At 72.6% G+C, this 13,939-nt stretch carries 17 protein-coding genes; 12 read left to right on the plus strand and 5 right to left on the minus strand.

All coding sequences use genetic code 11. The features are described from left to right. Positions 1-4 precede the first annotated feature (4 nt). Complete coding sequence (locus tag OOJ98_RS06820; protein WP_267053712.1) at positions 5-658, plus strand: hypothetical protein; 654 nt, start codon at positions 5-7, stop codon at positions 656-658. A 69-nt stretch (positions 659-727) separates the two neighbouring features. On the opposite strand, the gene ybaK is transcribed toward OOJ98_RS06820, so the two are convergent. The 4 genes from ybaK to OOJ98_RS06840 all read right to left on the minus strand — a co-directional run bounded on the left by ybaK (position 728) and on the right by OOJ98_RS06840 (position 4,952). After that, positions 728-1,222, minus strand: a complete 495-nt coding sequence (gene ybaK, locus OOJ98_RS06825; protein WP_267053713.1) for a Cys-tRNA(Pro) deacylase — start codon at positions 1,220-1,222, stop codon at positions 728-730. A gap of 17 nt (positions 1,223-1,239) precedes the next feature. After that, on the minus strand, positions 1,240-2,019 hold the full coding sequence (locus OOJ98_RS06830; RefSeq protein ID WP_267053714.1) for an LON peptidase substrate-binding domain-containing protein: 780 nt from the start codon (positions 2,017-2,019) through the stop codon (positions 1,240-1,242). A 5-nt stretch (positions 2,020-2,024) separates the two neighbouring features. Further along, on the minus strand, positions 2,025-3,101 hold the full coding sequence (locus OOJ98_RS06835) for a hypothetical protein (protein WP_267053715.1): 1,077 nt from the start codon (positions 3,099-3,101) through the stop codon (positions 2,025-2,027). A gap of 210 nt (positions 3,102-3,311) precedes the next feature. Beyond that, the gene (locus tag OOJ98_RS06840) at positions 3,312-4,952 is read right to left on the minus strand and encodes an oxidoreductase (RefSeq protein ID WP_267053716.1); all 1,641 of its coding nucleotides are present in this window, start codon (positions 4,950-4,952) and stop codon (positions 3,312-3,314) included. A 135-nt stretch (positions 4,953-5,087) separates the two neighbouring features. On the opposite strand from OOJ98_RS06840, the gene hisD reads away from it, so the two are divergent. The 10 genes from hisD to OOJ98_RS06890 all read left to right on the plus strand — a co-directional run bounded on the left by hisD (position 5,088) and on the right by OOJ98_RS06890 (position 12,853). Continuing rightward, on the plus strand, positions 5,088-6,446 hold the full coding sequence (gene hisD / locus OOJ98_RS06845) for a histidinol dehydrogenase (protein ID WP_267053717.1): 1,359 nt from the start codon (positions 5,088-5,090) through the stop codon (positions 6,444-6,446). Between the two features lie 32 nt (positions 6,447-6,478). Continuing rightward, positions 6,479-7,603: a histidinol-phosphate transaminase gene (locus OOJ98_RS06850; protein ID WP_267055545.1), complete on the plus strand. Its 1,125-nt coding sequence runs from the start codon at positions 6,479-6,481 to the stop codon at positions 7,601-7,603. Then, positions 7,600-8,193 (plus strand): imidazoleglycerol-phosphate dehydratase HisB, encoded by a 594-nt coding sequence (hisB, locus tag OOJ98_RS06855; protein WP_053727805.1) that lies wholly within the window; start codon positions 7,600-7,602, stop codon positions 8,191-8,193. Before OOJ98_RS06850 ends, hisB begins: the two co-directional genes overlap by 4 nt. A 2-nt stretch (positions 8,194-8,195) precedes the next feature. Further along, positions 8,196-8,360 carry a hypothetical protein gene (locus tag OOJ98_RS06860; RefSeq protein ID WP_267053718.1) on the plus strand — a complete coding sequence of 55 codons (165 nt, stop codon included), beginning with the start codon at positions 8,196-8,198 and terminating at the stop codon, positions 8,358-8,360. Continuing rightward, positions 8,357-9,001: an imidazole glycerol phosphate synthase subunit HisH gene (gene hisH / locus OOJ98_RS06865; protein WP_267053719.1), complete on the plus strand. Its 645-nt coding sequence runs from the start codon at positions 8,357-8,359 to the stop codon at positions 8,999-9,001. The genes OOJ98_RS06860 and hisH overlap by 4 nt, the downstream gene beginning before the upstream one ends. Further along, positions 9,001-9,729, plus strand: a complete 729-nt coding sequence (gene priA, locus OOJ98_RS06870; protein ID WP_267053720.1) for a bifunctional 1-(5-phosphoribosyl)-5-((5-phosphoribosylamino)methylideneamino)imidazole-4-carboxamide isomerase/phosphoribosylanthranilate isomerase PriA — start codon at positions 9,001-9,003, stop codon at positions 9,727-9,729. Before hisH ends, priA begins: the two co-directional genes overlap by 1 nt. Further along, positions 9,726-10,130, plus strand: coding sequence for a Rid family hydrolase (locus OOJ98_RS06875; RefSeq protein WP_267053721.1), 405 nt, complete (start codon positions 9,726-9,728; stop codon positions 10,128-10,130). The genes priA and OOJ98_RS06875 overlap by 4 nt, the downstream gene beginning before the upstream one ends. Next, entirely contained in the window at positions 10,127-10,882 is a 756-nt protein-coding gene (gene hisF / locus OOJ98_RS06880) for an imidazole glycerol phosphate synthase subunit HisF (protein ID WP_267053722.1), read from the plus strand. Before OOJ98_RS06875 ends, hisF begins: the two co-directional genes overlap by 4 nt. Before the next feature lie 123 nt (positions 10,883-11,005). Beyond that, a complete protein-coding gene (locus OOJ98_RS06885) occupies positions 11,006-11,593 on the plus strand; it encodes a transcriptional regulator (RefSeq protein WP_267053723.1) in 588 nt (195 codons plus the stop codon). A gap of 18 nt (positions 11,594-11,611) precedes the next feature. Then, positions 11,612-12,853 (plus strand): MFS transporter, encoded by a 1,242-nt coding sequence (locus OOJ98_RS06890; protein ID WP_267053724.1) that lies wholly within the window; start codon positions 11,612-11,614, stop codon positions 12,851-12,853. Positions 12,854-12,865: 12 nt separating this feature from the next. Here OOJ98_RS06890 and OOJ98_RS06895 read toward each other — a convergent pair whose 3' ends face one another. Next, positions 12,866-13,498, minus strand: a complete 633-nt coding sequence (locus tag OOJ98_RS06895; RefSeq protein WP_267053725.1) for a TIGR03085 family metal-binding protein — start codon at positions 13,496-13,498, stop codon at positions 12,866-12,868. 83 nt (positions 13,499-13,581) lie between these two features. On the opposite strand from OOJ98_RS06895, the gene hisI reads away from it, so the two are divergent. Next, positions 13,582-13,932: a phosphoribosyl-AMP cyclohydrolase gene (hisI, locus tag OOJ98_RS06900; RefSeq protein ID WP_100574534.1), complete on the plus strand. Its 351-nt coding sequence runs from the start codon at positions 13,582-13,584 to the stop codon at positions 13,930-13,932. The last annotated feature ends 7 nt before the right edge of the window (positions 13,933-13,939 follow it).

Here is a 13,939-nt window from a genome sequence, read left to right on the forward strand (position 1 = left end):
CAGGGTGACCGCACCTCTGACACCGCCCCATCAGCAGCCCTCGGGCGACGACCCGTGGCAGACGCACGCCGGGGGAGCCCACCTCGGAGCCGTCGAGGAGGCGCCCACCATGAAGAAGGACGTGCGGGACGCGGTGATCGTCGCCGTCGCGGTGGCGGTGGCCGGGGTGGCCCTCGGACTGCTGTGGCTGTGGCTGGCGCCGCGGGTGCCGCTCATCGCCGACGACAAGGCCGTCTTCCTCAAGGACACCGAGGGGGAGGAGGCGATCGGAGCTGACGGAACGTTCACCCTGATCGCGCTCGGGCTCGGCGTGGTGAGCGCCGCCGCGGTCTTCCTCTTCCGCCGCACGGGCGGAATCGCCCTGGTGGCCGGGCTCGCCGTGGGCAGCCTGCTCGGCTCGCTCCTCGCCTGGCGCCTCGGCATCTGGCTCGGGCCCAACCAGGACGTGGTGGCCGCGGCGAAGGCGGCCGGCAAGGGCGTCACCTTCGACGCCCCGCTCAAGCTCGACGCCAAGGGCGCGCTGCTCGCCTGGCCGATCGCCGCGATGGCCGTCCATCTGGGCCTCACGGCCCTGTTCGCGCCCCGCGATCCGGAACCGGCGTGGCAGGTGCCCCCGCTCGACGCGGACCCGCAGGGACCCGGCGCCTCCGGCTTCTGAGAACCGCTTCCCGGCAACCGCCGACCGCGGCCCCGGGCTGCCGCGCGGCCGGGCCGGCCCCGAGATCCGCTAGCCGCGCCCGATCGGTGCGAGCAGCGCCCCCGTGAGGGCCGCGAGGTCGGCGGGGGACAGCTCGACCTCCAGGCCGCGGCGGCCCGCCGAGACGCAGATCGTGGCGTGCGCCGACGCCGAGTCGTCCAGGACCGTACGGAGCTTCTTGCGCTGGCCCAGCGGCGAGATGCCGCCGCGCACGTAGCCCGTGGTGCGTTCGGCCGCCGCCGGGTCGGCCATCGCGGCCCGCTTGCCGCCGACCGCCGAGGCGAGCGCCTTGAGGTCGAGGGAGCCCGCCACCGGGACCACCGCCACCGTCAGCTCGCCGTCCACGTCGGCGACCAGCGTCTTGAACACCCGCTCCGCGCTCACCCCGAGGGCCTGCGCGGCCTCCTCGCCGTACGAGGCGGAGGCCGGGTCGTGCGCGTAGGCGTGCACGGTGAACGCGGTGCCCGCCGCCGTCAGGGCCACCGTCGCCGGAGTGCCCGCGCTCTGCTGCTTCTTCTTGGCCAAGGCGGCCCTCCGCTGGGTCAGTTGGGGCTGGTCGGGGTGCGCGTCAGATCCACCGCGGGCAGCGACGGCAGATGGCGGATGACCGCGGTCTCCGCGCGCAGCAGCTGGAGCTCCTCGCGCAGCCGGGTCGCGGTGTCGGGCGCCTGGAGCAGGCGCTGCTTGGCCGGGACGTCGAGGACCGCGGCCGCGGCGACCAGGAAGGACACCACCGAAGGCTCGTCGGGCAGGTCGGCGGTCCCGGCGAGGGAGCGCTCACGGGCGCCCGCGAGCCGCTTCTGGTACGAGCGGAAGGCGCGCAGCACGCCCTCGGCGAGCGCACCCGCCTCCTCGCCCGGCTCCTCCGGCACCTCTTCGTACTCGGCCGTCAGATACGGCCCGCTCGCGTCGACCGACAGGATGCGGATGCGGGTGGTGCCGGTGGCGAGCACCTCGAAGCTGCCGTCCGAGCGCTCCCGGATGGTGGCCGCGTCCGCGATGCAGCCCACCCGGTGGAAGGCCTGGATCGGGTCGGCGCCGAAGCCGGCCGCGGGGCCCTTGTCGGCCTGGGCGGTCTGGTCGGGGAGCCCCGGGGCGGTCGGGGCGACCTCCCGCCCGTCCCGGATCGCCACGACGGCGAAACGGCGCGGCTCGTCGCCGGCCTCGCCCTCGGGCCGGGAGAGGCCGGAGGCGTCGGTGCCGGTCTTCAGCAGATCGCGCATCATGGCGCGATAGCGCTCCTCGAAGATGTTCAGCGGCAGGACGAGCCCGGGGAACAGGACCGAGTTGAGCGGGAAGAGGGGGAGGCGTGCGGTGGTCACAACGCTCAAGCGTAATGGCCGTCGGACCGGGCTCGTCCTGGCTTCTGCCGCTCCCGTCCCCAGGGCATGGTCGCGGCGACCTCGCAGCGGACGAACTCGCGCAGCTCCAGGAACTGCCCCAGCGGATCCGCGGCCAGATGCAGCCAGGGGAAAGACGTCGCGTACGGCCCGATCCGCCGGAACTCCTCCAGGGTCTCCGGCCAGCGCCGGCGGACGACGAGGACGTACGCGAGCAGATTGCGCACCTCGGCCGGCCACGGGTCGCCCGGCTCGTAGGCGGCGGACAGCTCGATGCCGAGATCGGCCGCCGCGTCGATCCGCTCGTACGGAATGCTGTGCCCGCCGCCGCCCACCATGTAGGCGAAGGCGGCCCGCGCCGGCAGCGCGCGGATCAGGGAGCCCGGCAGGGAGTCCTCGGCGGCCCGCTCGGCGAAGTCGAAGCACTCGCGGTGCGAGCCGTACCACTGGGCCGAGAGGTACTGGAGCGCCGCCACATGACAGCCGTAGTGGTGGGAGGAACGCCGTATGGCCTCGCCCCACAGTTCCTCGAAGACGGTGTGTGAGGCATGGGTGCCGCGGGCGTGGTCGAGGGCGATCCGCCACGGCACCGGGTCGGCGGGGTCGCCGTCGGCCGCGGAGAGGATCAGCGGGGCCACGTCGCGCAGCCGCTCGGCCCGCGCGGGCGATCCCCAGGCCTCGACGATCGCGAGCTCCGCCTTGACGAGCAGCGCGTCCGGGTCGCGGGGCGCCGCGGCCAGCCAGTCGGCGAGCCACTCCGGTCTGTTCACCGCGAAGGCCGCGAGCCGCACCGTGTAGCGGTCGCGGTTCTCCCACTCGGCCAGCTCGCGGGTGGTGGCGAGGAGCTTGGCCGCCGCCTCGTACTCACCGAGCGCGGCGGAGACCAGCGCGGGGGCGAGCCGGGCGTCGGGGGCGTCGAGGAGCACGTCCCGGCCGTCGGACATCCCGGCCGCGGTCAGGCCGTGGGGTCGCCCCGGCTCGAAGGGAGCCGAGAGCTTGGTCACGTGCCGGGCCCGCCGTGCGGTGCGGATCAGCGCGGATACGAAAGTCATGGTGTGGACCATTGAAATCCGCAGGTGGGGGTGGCGCCAGGGGGCCGCTGTGAAGCTTTCGTATCGGTGGTGAGGGTTGTACGACGCGGGGTCAAGGCCCGGCAAATTCGGCCACCTCGTGCCCCACGGGGAACGCGTGAAGACCTCGGGCACGGCCCGCGAAAACGCTGCGGAAAGCACCCGGGCGCCCCTCGCCGCCCCAGCTCTCCCACGGCCCGTGGCTCACCTGCGCCGCAGCAGCCGGGACGCGCCCGCCGCCACCGTCGTCGCCAGGATCCAGCCAAGCAGGATGAGCAGGGCCGCCGCCCACTGCCAGACGCCGGAGAGCCGCCAATAGCCGTCCTGGCCCAGGTTGACCACCGGGACGAGCAGATCCAGGGCGTACAGCGCCGCGTTCCAGTCGGGGTGTTCGTCGGCCTTGATCGGCCGGGGGTCGTAGTGCGAGAAGGCGAGGGTGCCGGCCGCCCACAGGACGGCCATCCACAGCGCGGCCCGGCCCGGCCGGTAGCCGTACGCCACCGTCATGTCCTGGAGCACGCCCCAGGCCTTCCCGGCCAGCGGCAGCGTCTCGCGGCGCCTGCGCTGCTTGGCGAGCAGCACCTCGCGGGCGTCCGCGTCCTCGCCGCTGCCCCGCAGCACGCCGGCGAGCCGCTCGTAGGGCTCGGGCCCGTACTCGGGGGTCGCCGCCGTCACCCAGTCCAGGCGCTGGGCCAGCGTGAACGCGCCGATCGGGATGAGGTTCTCGTAGGCGAAGCCGTTCATGGTCAGGTGGCCCGGTCCCGGCCAGCTGTCCGCCATGTCGACCAGGTTGACGACCCGGGCGCCGGAGAGCACCACCTTGCCGTGCTCGGAGCGCTGCCCGGTGAAGCGCAGCTCCGGCGTCTGGATGCGGCGCAGCGACAGCTCCTGCGCGTCGCTCATCACGATGCGGGACTGCGCCAGGTCCACCGCGTCCCCGAACCGCCCGTCGTCCAGACGCAGACCGCCCCGGCATTCGAACGGCTGAATAAGGGTGCCCCGCACCGGCGTGTTGGTGTAGTTCGTCCCGTAGGGCGACCCGTACGAAGCGCCGTACGGAGTCCCGTACGGCGGGGTGGTGCCCGCCTGGTTGCCGCTGGGGTAGACGGCCGCCGAGGTCAGGTACAGGGTGCGCTCCACGGTCAGTTGCGGCGCGTTCAGCGCCCGTTGGCCGTCCGGGTTGATCAGCCTGCTGCCGCGCAGGCTCAGCGTCACGCCCACCTTCGCGGCGCGCAGGCTGACCTCCCCGTAGGACTCGATGAGGTCGGCCTGGAGGTCCTGGGCGACCAGGAGCCCGTCCGCCGCGATCGAGCGTCCGTTGCGGTCGGCGTGCACCACGGCCTGGCTGAGCAGCAGGTCGGTGCCGATGTGCGCGTCGGTCAGGCGGATGCCGCCCGCGATCCGGCAGCGCGCCAGATGCAGGTCGCCCTCGGTGGTCAGCCGGGCCGCCTCGACCCGGGGAAGCGCGCAGCTCACCATGCGTACGGTGGTGAAGTGGGCCTCGGGGAGCAGGAGTTCGTTCTCGAACCGGCAGCTGTTCAGCTCCACGTACGGGGTGATCCGGCCGCCCGACAGGTTGAGCGTGCCGGTGATCTGCACCCCGGTGAGCTTCAGCGCGGCGACCCGGCCGGGCAGCGCGGGCGGCCCGCTCAGCAGGAGCAGCGCCACGACCCTGGCCCGCACACTGCGCTCGGGGCCCCAGGGGCGCGCCGCGAACGGGTCGTCACGGACCGGATTGCGGGAGCGCAGATCGTACGTACTGCCGTTGCGGAAGGCCTGCCACATGCCCAGCTCCGCCGGGCTGAGCCAGTCCGGTGCCTCCCCGAGATCGGGCGCTTCGGTCAATGCCGTCCCCCTCGCCGTCCACCCTGACAGGAGGAACGCTAGTGGCCGGAGGTGACAGGGGGTGACGCCCGTGTCGCGTATCAGCCACTGATACAGGCGTCCAGTCCTCCGGAGCCGTCTGAGAGAATTGGATACGTGATCTCCCGAATCGATCTGCGCGGCAACACCCTCCCCGAGGGTGGCGCCCTGCGCGACCTGCTGCCCCGTGCCGAGTTCGACGTGGAAGCCGCCCTGGACAAGGTGCGGCCCATCTGCGAGGACGTGCATCATCGTGGCACGGCGGCGCTGATCGAGTACGCGGAGAAGTTCGACGGTGTGCGCCTCGACCGGGTGCGAGTGCCGGCCGAGGCGCTCAAGGAAGCCCTCGCCGAGCTCGACCCGCAGGTCAGGGCCGCCCTGGAGGAGTCCATCCGGCGCGCCAGGATCGTCCACGGCGAGCAGCGCCGCGCTCCCCACACCACGCAGGTGGTGCCCGGTGGTTCCGTGACCGAGAAGTGGGTGCCGGTCGAGCGCGTGGGCCTGTACGCGCCGGGCGGCCGCTCGGTCTACCCGTCCTCGGTGATCATGAATGTGGTCCCGGCCCAGGAGGCCGGGGTCGGCTCGATCGCGCTCGCCTCCCCGCCGCAGGCCGACTTCGACGGCCTGCCGCACCCCACGATCCTGGCGGCCTGCGCGCTGCTCGGCGTCGACGAGGTGTACGCGGTGGGCGGCGCCCAGGCCGTCGCGATGTTCGCGTACGGCACCGAGGGGCCGGACGGGTGCGCCCCGGCCAACATGGTCACGGGCCCCGGCAACATCTGGGTCGCCGCCGCCAAGCGGTACTTCACCGGACGCATCGGCATCGACACCGAGGCCGGACCGACCGAGATCGCCGTCCTCGCCGACGACACCGCCGACCCGGTGCACGTCGCCGCCGACCTGATCAGCCAGGCCGAGCACGACCCGCTGGCCGCCGCCGTCCTGGTCACCGACTCCCTCGCGCTCGCCGAAGCCGTCGAGAAGGAGCTGGAGCCGCAGGTCGCCGCGACCAAGCACATCGAGGACCGGGTCAAGCCCGCCCTCGCCGGGCGCCAGTCCGCGATCGTCCTCGTCGACTCCCTGGAGGACGGCCTCAAGGTCGTCGACGCGTACGGCGCCGAGCACCTGGAGATCCAGACCGCCGACGCCGCCGCCGTGGCCGACCGGGTCCGCAACGCGGGCGCGATCTTCGTCGGGCCCTGGGCGCCGGTCTCGCTCGGCGACTACTGCGCCGGCTCCAACCACGTGCTGCCCACCGGCGGCTGCGCCTGCCACTCCTCGGGCCTGTCCGTGCAGTCCTTCCTGCGCGGCATCCACATCGTCGACTACACGCGCGACGCGCTCGCCGAGGTCACCCACCACGTGGTGACCCTCGCCGAGGCCGAGGACCTGCCCGCGCACGGTGCCGCGCTCAAGGCGCGTTTCGGCGGAGCCGAACCAAACGGGCACAGCGGGTGGAAGGTGCCGACCGCATGACCGACACCGACGGCATGACCACCGCCGAGCGCATGACCACCGCCGAGCGGGTGACCTCCATCGACGACCTGCCCGTGCGCGACGAGCTGCGCGGCAAGTCCCCCTACGGCGCGCCCCAGTTGGACACCCCCGTCCAGCTGAACACCAACGAGAACCCGTACCCGCTGCCCGAGCCGCTCGTCGCGCGGATCGCGGAGCGGGTCGCCGAGGCGGCCCGGGGCCTCAACCGCTACCCGGACCGCGACGCGGTGGAGCTGCGCACCGAGCTGGCGCGCTACCTCACCCGTACCGGCAAGCACCCGGTCGCCACCGGGAACGTGTGGGCGGCCAACGGTTCCAACGAGGTCATCCAGCAGCTGCTCCAGACCTTCGGCGGCCCCGGCCGCACCGCGATCGGCTTCGAGCCCTCGTACTCGATGCACGCCCTGATCGCCCGCGGCACCGGCACCGGCTGGATCTCGGGACCGCGCAACGAGGACTTCACCATCGACCTCGCCGCGGCCGAGCAGGCCATCGCCGAGCACACCCCGGACGTCGTCTTCATCACCTCGCCCAACAACCCGACCGGCACCGCGGTCACCGCCGAGACGGTCCTCGCGCTGTACGAGGCGGCCCAGGCGGCGAAGCCGTCGATGGTGATCGTGGACGAGGCGTACGTGGAGTTCAGCCACCGCGACTCGCTGCTCCCGCTCATCGAGGGCCGCCCGAACCTGGTGGTCTCGCGGACCATGTCCAAGGCGTTCGGCGCCGCCGGGCTGCGCCTCGGCTACCTCGCCGCGCACCCCGCGGTGGTCGACGCCGTCCAGCTGGTACGGCTGCCGTACCACCTGTCGGCCGTCACCCAGGCCACCGCGCTTGCGGCCCTGGAGCACACCGACATCCTGCTCGGCTACGTCGAGCAGCTGAAGGCCGAGCGGGACCGGCTCGTCGCCGAGCTGCGGGCGATCGGCTACGAGGTGACCGAGTCGGACGCCAACTTCGTCCAGTTCGGCCGCTTCGACGACAGCCACACCGCGTGGCAGCGGATCCTCGACCGGGGCGTCCTGGTCCGGGACAACGGAGTGCCGGGATGGCTGCGGGTCACCGCGGGCACCCCGGCCGAGAACGACGCGTTCCTCGACGCGGTCCGTCAACTCAAGAAGGAGCAGAGCGCATGAGCCGCGTTGGCAGGGTGGAACGCACCACCAAGGAGACGTCCGTCCTCGTCGAGATCGACCTCGACGGCAGCGGAAAGGTCGATGTGTCGACCGGGGTCGGCTTCTACGACCACATGCTCGACCAGCTCGGCCGCCACGGCCTGTTCGACCTCACGGTCAAGACCGACGGCGACCTGCACATCGACACCCACCACACCATCGAGGACACCGCGCTCGCGCTCGGCGCCGCCTTCAAGCAGGCCCTCGGCGACAAGGTCGGCATCTACCGCTTCGGCAACTGCACCGTGCCGCTCGACGAGTCGCTCGCCCAGGTCACCGTCGACCTCTCCGGCCGCCCCTACCTCGTGCACACCGAGCCCGAGAACATGGCGCCGATGATCGGCGAGTACGACACCACCATGACCCGGCACATCTTCGAGTCGTTCGTGGCCCAGGCGCAGGTCGCGCTGCACATTCACGTACCGTACGGACGCAACGCGCACCACATCGTGGAGTGCCAGTTCAAGGCGCTCGCCCGCGCGCTGCGCTACGCCTCCGAGCGGGACCCGCGGGCCGCCGGAATCCTTCCTTCCACCAAGGGTGCCCTGTAAGCATGAACGGCCTCAACACCATCCTGATCGTGCTCGGCCTCTTCCTGGTCGGCGGAATCATCTCCTTCGTCAAGCAGGGGATGCCGAAGAGCCTGATCGTGGTCCTCTCCTTCGGCGCCGTGATGTGCCTCGCCGCCGGCATCCTGCGACTGGACGTCTGGTCATGAGCGCAGCCGCCAAGAAGGTCGTCGTCTTCGACTACGGATTCGGCAACGTCCGCTCCGCGGAGCGGGCCCTGGCCCATGTCGGCGCGGACGTGGAGATCACCCGCGACTACGACCGGGCCATGAACGCCGACGGGCTGCTCGTGCCCGGCGTCGGCGCCTTCTCCGCCTGCATGAAGGGGCTGCGCGACGCGCGCGGCGACTGGATCGTGGGCCGCCGGCTCTCCGGCGGGCGCCCGGTCATGGGCATCTGCGTCGGCATGCAGATCCTCTTCGAGCGCGGCATCGAGCACGGCGTCGAGACCGAGGGCCTCGACGAGTGGCCGGGCGTGGTCGAGCCGCTCAACGCGCCGGTCGTGCCGCACATGGGCTGGAACACCGTGAAGGCGCCCGAGGACAGCGAGCTCTTCGCCGGCCTCGACGCCGAGGCCCGCTTCTACTTCGTGCACTCCTACGCCGTGCGCGACTGGAGCCTCGAAGTGACCAACCCCAAGATCCGTTCCCCCCGGGTCAGCTGGGCCACCCATGGCGAGCCGTTCGTGGCCGCGGTGGAGAACGGCGCCCTGTGGGCCACCCAGTTCCACCCCGAGAAGTCCGGCGACGCCGGAGCCCAGCTGCTCACCAACTGGATCGGAACCCTGTGATGGCTGCCCCCCTCGAACTCCTTCCCGCCGTCGACGTCCGCGACGGCCAGGCCGTACGGCTCGTCCACGGCGAGTCCGGCTCCGAGACCTCCTACGGCTCGCCCCTCCAGGCGGCCCTCTCCTGGCAGCGCTCCGGGGCCGAGTGGCTCCACCTGGTCGATCTGGACGCGGCGTTCGGCACCGGCGACAACCGCGCCCTGATCGCCGAGGTCGCGGGCGCCATGGACATCAAGGTCGAGCTGTCCGGCGGCATCCGTGACGACGCCACCCTGGAGGCGGCCCTCGCCACCGGCTGCACCCGCGTCAACCTCGGCACCGCGGCCCTGGAGACGCCGGAGTGGGTCGCCAAGGTCATCGCCGAGTACGGCGACAGGATCGCGGTCGGCCTCGACGTGCGCGGCACCACGCTGCGCGGCCGCGGCTGGACCCGCGACGGCGGAGACCTGTACGAGACCCTGGCCCGCCTGGACTCCGAGGGCTGCGCGCGGTACGTCGTCACCGACATCGCCAAGGACGGCACGCTGACCGGCCCCAACCTGGAGCTCCTGAAGAACGTCTGCGCCGCCACCGACAAGCCGGTCGTGGCGTCCGGCGGGGTCTCCTCCCTCGACGACCTGCGCGCGATCTCCGAGCTGGTCCCGCTCGGCGTCGAGGGCGCGATCGTCGGCAAGGCCCTGTACGCGAAGGCCTTCACGCTGGAAGAGGCACTCAAGGTGGTGGCGGCATGAGCGGCGAGATCCGCAGGACCTCCTCCGGCGGCGCCGCCGAGGAGCGCTTCGGCTCCTCGCGCGTCGTGGAACTGCCGGGCGGCCTCGTCCTGGTCGGCGGCTGTACGTCGACGGTGAACGGCCGCATCGACGATTCGGGCCCCTACAAGCAGGCGGTCACCGCGTTCGGCGTCGCCATCGAGGCGCTGGAGTCCGTGGGCCTCGGCCGCCAGGACGTGGTGCGCACCCGTATGTACATCTCCCACGCCCGGGACGTCGACGAGGTGGGCCGCGCCCACAAGGAGCTCTTCGACGGCGTGCGGCCCGCCACCACGATGCTGATCGTGTCGGGTTTCGTCGACCCGAGCCTGGTCGTCGAGGTCGAGGTAGAGGCGTACCGGCGGACGGCGGCGGACGCATGACCCTCGCCGTACGCGTGATCCCCTGCCTCGACGTGGACAACGGCCGGGTCGTCAAGGGCGTCAACTTCCAGAACCTGCGCGACGCCGGTGACCCCGTCGAGATGGCGAAGCTGTACGACGCCGAGGGCGCGGACGAGCTGACGTTCCTCGACATCACGGCGTCCTCGGGCAACCGGGAGACCACCTACGACGTGGTGCGCCGCACCGCGGAGCAGGTCTTCATCCCGCTCACCGTCGGCGGCGGTGTCCGCAGCGCCGACGACGTGGACAAGCTCCTGCGGGCGGGCGCGGACAAGGTGGGCGTCAACACGGCCGCCATCGCCCGCCCCGACCTGATCCGCGAGATCGCCGAGCGCTTCGGCCGCCAGGTGCTCGTCCTCTCGGTCGACGCCCGCCGCACCGAGTCCGGCTCCTTCGAGGTGACGACGCACGGCGGCCGCACGGGCACGGGCATCGACGCCGTCGAATGGGCGCACCGCGCGGCCGAGTTGGGGGCGGGCGAGATCCTGCTCAACTCGATGGACGCGGACGGCACCAAGGACGGCTACGACACCGAGATGATCGCGGCGGTCCGCCGCCACGTCACGGTGCCGGTGATCGCGTCGGGCGGCGCGGGGCGCCTCGACCACTTCCCGCCGGCGATCGAGGCGGGCGCGGACGCGGTCCTGGCCGCGTCGGTCTTCCACTTCGGTGATCTGCGCATCGCGGAGGTCAAGCAAGCCCTGGCGGCGGCGGGCCACCCGGTTCGCTGACCGGCGCCGACCTGCGAGAAGGGCCCGGGGCGGCGCTCCGGGCCCTTCTTCGTGGGCCTATGTGCAGCATTTATTGCGCAATTTATATTGCGCAAGTTTTCTTTCCTATCTAGCCTGGGGGGCATGACGGACAAGGGCACCCGCAGGATCACCGACGTCGACACGCTCAAGGCGTTCGGCCACCCGCTGCGCATGCGGCTCTACCGCGGGCTCTACATCGCCCGCACCGCCACCGCCTCCCAGCTCGCCGAGCAGGTCGACGAGGCGGTCTCGCTCGTCAGCTACCACCTGCGCAAGCTCGCCGACCACGGCCTGATCGAGCAGGCCGAGTCGCCCGGCACGGACGGGCGGGAACGGTGGTGGCGGCTCGCGTCGGAGGGGATCAGCTACCGGCACGAGGACTTCAGGGACGCCCCCGAGAAGGTGGCGGCGCACACCTCCGTCACCCGCCTCCTCGTGGAACAGCGCATGGACCTCTACCGCGCGTACCTCGACGAGATGTCCGCCTGGAGCGCCGAGTGGACCGGCGCCTCGTTCAGCAGCGAGCACCCCCTGCGGCTCACCGCGTCCGAACTGACCGAGCTGGAGGGCGAGTTGGACACGGTGCTCAAGAAGTTCAAGGAGCGCGGCGACACCGCGACGGCCGACGGCGACACCGAGGGCCGCGAAAACGTGTCGGTCCACCTGTACGGCTTCCCCTTCCGCTTCTGAGGCTCCGAGAGGCCCGCCATGTCCGTCGCCACCCTCATACCGCCGGCCCCCGCCCGCCCCGCCCACCGCGACGGCAACGTGCTGCGCTGGCTCGCCGCGTACACCTCGTCGGTCGTCGGCGACAGCGTGTACTACATGGCGCTGGCCTGGGCCGCCGCCCGCTCGGGCAGCGCCGGGCAGGCCGGGCTCGTGCTTGCCGTCGGCGCCGTGCCCAGGGCGCTGCTCATGCTCGGCGGGGGAGTGGTCGCCGACCGGTTCGGGCCGCGCCGGGTCGTCATCGGCAGCGACGCCCTGCGCAGCGTGATCATCCTGGGCATGGCCGGGGCGCTGCTCGTCACCGGCCCGCACCTGTGGCTCCTGATCGCGCTCGCCCTGGTCTTCGGCGCCGTCGACGCGGTGCTCCTGCCCGCGCTCGGCGCACTGCCGCCCAGGATCACGGCACCCGGCGAACTCGCCCGGGTGCAGGGCCTCAAGGGCCTCGCCTCACGGGTCGCGAGCATCGCCGGGGCTCCGGTCGGCGGGCTCGCCGTGGCGCTCGGCGGCACCGCCACCACCTTCGCCGTGGCGGGCACCCTGTTCGCGGTCTCCACCGCCCTGCTCGTACGCGTCCGCATGGCCCGGCTCGACGGCGACGGGCAGCGGACCGGGGAACACCCGCTGCGCGAACTCACCGACGGCCTGCGCTACATCCGCGGACACCGGCTGCTCGCCCCGCTGATGCTGGTCATCGCCGTCGGCGAGCTGGGCTTCGCGGCCCCGCTCAACATCGGGCTCGCGCTGCTCGCCAAGGAGCGCGCCTGGGGAGCCTCCGGCATGGGCTGGATCGTGGCGGCGTTCGGCGCGGGCGCGGGTGCCGCGTCCCTGCTGCTCTCCGTGCGCGGCCGCATTCCGCGCGCCGGGCTCGTCCTGCCGGTCTCCCTGCTCGGCGGCACCACGGCCATCGCGGGCCTCGCGTACGCCCCCTCGGTCCCTCTCGCCGCCGTAGCCGGGGTGTGCATCGGCCTGCTGGCCGGGCTGAGCGGCGCCCTGTGCGGCGCGCTGATGCAGACCGCCACGGAGCCGGCCTATCTGGGCCGGGTCACCGCGGTGGCCTCCCTGTTCACCATGGGGATCGCGCCGCTCGGCTATCCGCTGGCGGGCGCCGCGATCGGCGCCTGGGGCACCGGGCCGGTCTTCCTGGCGAGCGCGGGCGTCTGCGCGGCGGGCGCGGTGGCCGGGCTCGCCTCACGCCACCTGCGCCGCGCCGAACTCCCGCGCTGAGGGGCCGGGCCCTCAGATCCCGAGCTTCGCCTCCAGGGCCCGCGTCGCCGCCTCCTTCTCGCCCTCGATCTCGACCCGCGCCGCGTCCTGGCGCCCGTACGCGAAGAGCATCAGCTCGCCGGGCTCGCCGGTGACCGTCACCACCGGGGTGCCCTTGTGGGCCACCGCCGTCTGCCCGTCCGGGCGGCGCAGCACGATCCCCACCGGGGCCTTGCGGCCCATCACGCGGGCCGCCTTCTCCAGCCTGGCCCACAGGGCGTCGGAGAACACCGGGTCGAGCACGCGGGGCGTCCAGTCGGGCTGGGCCCGGCGCACGTCCTCCGCGTGGACGTAGAACTCCACCGCGTTGGCGCCCTCGTCGATCTGCTTGAGGCTGTAGGGCGAGAACTTCGGCGGGCCGGTGCGGATGAGCTGGATCAGTTCCTCGAACGGCTTCTCCGCGAACTCGGCCTGCACCCGGTCGAGGCGGTTCTTGAGCGCGCCGATCAGGATCCCGCCGGCCGCGTCGAGGCGCCGTTCGCGCACCACGACATGGGCCGCGAGTTCGCGGGCCGTCCAGCCCTCGCACAGGGTCGGAGCCTCGGGGCCCGCCGCCTCCAACAGGTCGGCGAGCAGAAGCCGTTCACGCTTGGCATGGGTCGACATGTCCGCCAGCGTACGGCGGCCGGGGTCGTCCGGACAGTGGACGCACCGCCCGGCCGCCCCGCGGGCCACGGCAGAATGGAGGCATGACCAGCAATCTCGACCCCGCCATCGCCGCCCGCCTCAAGCGCGGCGCGGATGGTCTGGTCCCGGCCATCGCCCAGCAGTACGACACCGGTGAGGTGCTCATGCTCGGCTGGATGGACGACGAGGCCCTGCACCGCACCCTGACCACCGGCCGCTGCACGTACTGGTCGCGCAGCCGTCAGGAGTACTGGGTCAAGGGCGACACCTCCGGTCACGTCCAGCACGTGAAGTCGGTCGCCCTGGACTGTGACGCGGACACCGTCCTGGTCAAGGTCGACCAGGTGGGCGCCGCCTGCCACACCGGGGACCGCACCTGTTTCGACGCCGACGTACTCGACCTCGGGAAGTAGCAAGCAG

The sequence above is a fragment of the Streptomyces sp. NBC_00083 genome, from assembly GCF_026343295.1.
In the GTDB taxonomy this organism is placed as follows: Bacteria; Actinomycetota; Actinomycetes; order Streptomycetales; family Streptomycetaceae; genus Streptomyces.

Coding starts and splice junctions, on each gene's coding strand:
- OOJ98_RS06885 (WP_267053723.1), top strand. CDS start 11,006: ATGACGGACAAGGGCACCCGCAGGATCACCGACGTCGACACGCTCAAG.
- OOJ98_RS06835 (WP_267053715.1), bottom strand. CDS start 3,101: ATGGTCCACACCATGACTTTCGTATCCGCGCTGATCCGCACCGCACGG.
- hisB (WP_053727805.1), top strand. CDS start 7,600: ATGAGCCGCGTTGGCAGGGTGGAACGCACCACCAAGGAGACGTCCGTC.
- OOJ98_RS06875 (WP_267053721.1), top strand. CDS start 9,726: ATGAGCGGCGAGATCCGCAGGACCTCCTCCGGCGGCGCCGCCGAGGAG.
- OOJ98_RS06860 (WP_267053718.1), top strand. CDS start 8,196: ATGAACGGCCTCAACACCATCCTGATCGTGCTCGGCCTCTTCCTGGTC.
- hisI (WP_100574534.1), top strand. CDS start 13,582: ATGACCAGCAATCTCGACCCCGCCATCGCCGCCCGCCTCAAGCGCGGC.
- priA (WP_267053720.1), top strand. CDS start 9,001: ATGGCTGCCCCCCTCGAACTCCTTCCCGCCGTCGACGTCCGCGACGGC.
- hisF (WP_267053722.1), top strand. CDS start 10,127: ATGACCCTCGCCGTACGCGTGATCCCCTGCCTCGACGTGGACAACGGC.
- OOJ98_RS06850 (WP_267055545.1), top strand. CDS start 6,479: ATGACCACCGCCGAGCGGGTGACCTCCATCGACGACCTGCCCGTGCGC.
- OOJ98_RS06895 (WP_267053725.1), bottom strand. CDS start 13,498: ATGTCGACCCATGCCAAGCGTGAACGGCTTCTGCTCGCCGACCTGTTG.
- hisH (WP_267053719.1), top strand. CDS start 8,357: ATGAGCGCAGCCGCCAAGAAGGTCGTCGTCTTCGACTACGGATTCGGC.
- OOJ98_RS06890 (WP_267053724.1), top strand. CDS start 11,612: ATGTCCGTCGCCACCCTCATACCGCCGGCCCCCGCCCGCCCCGCCCAC.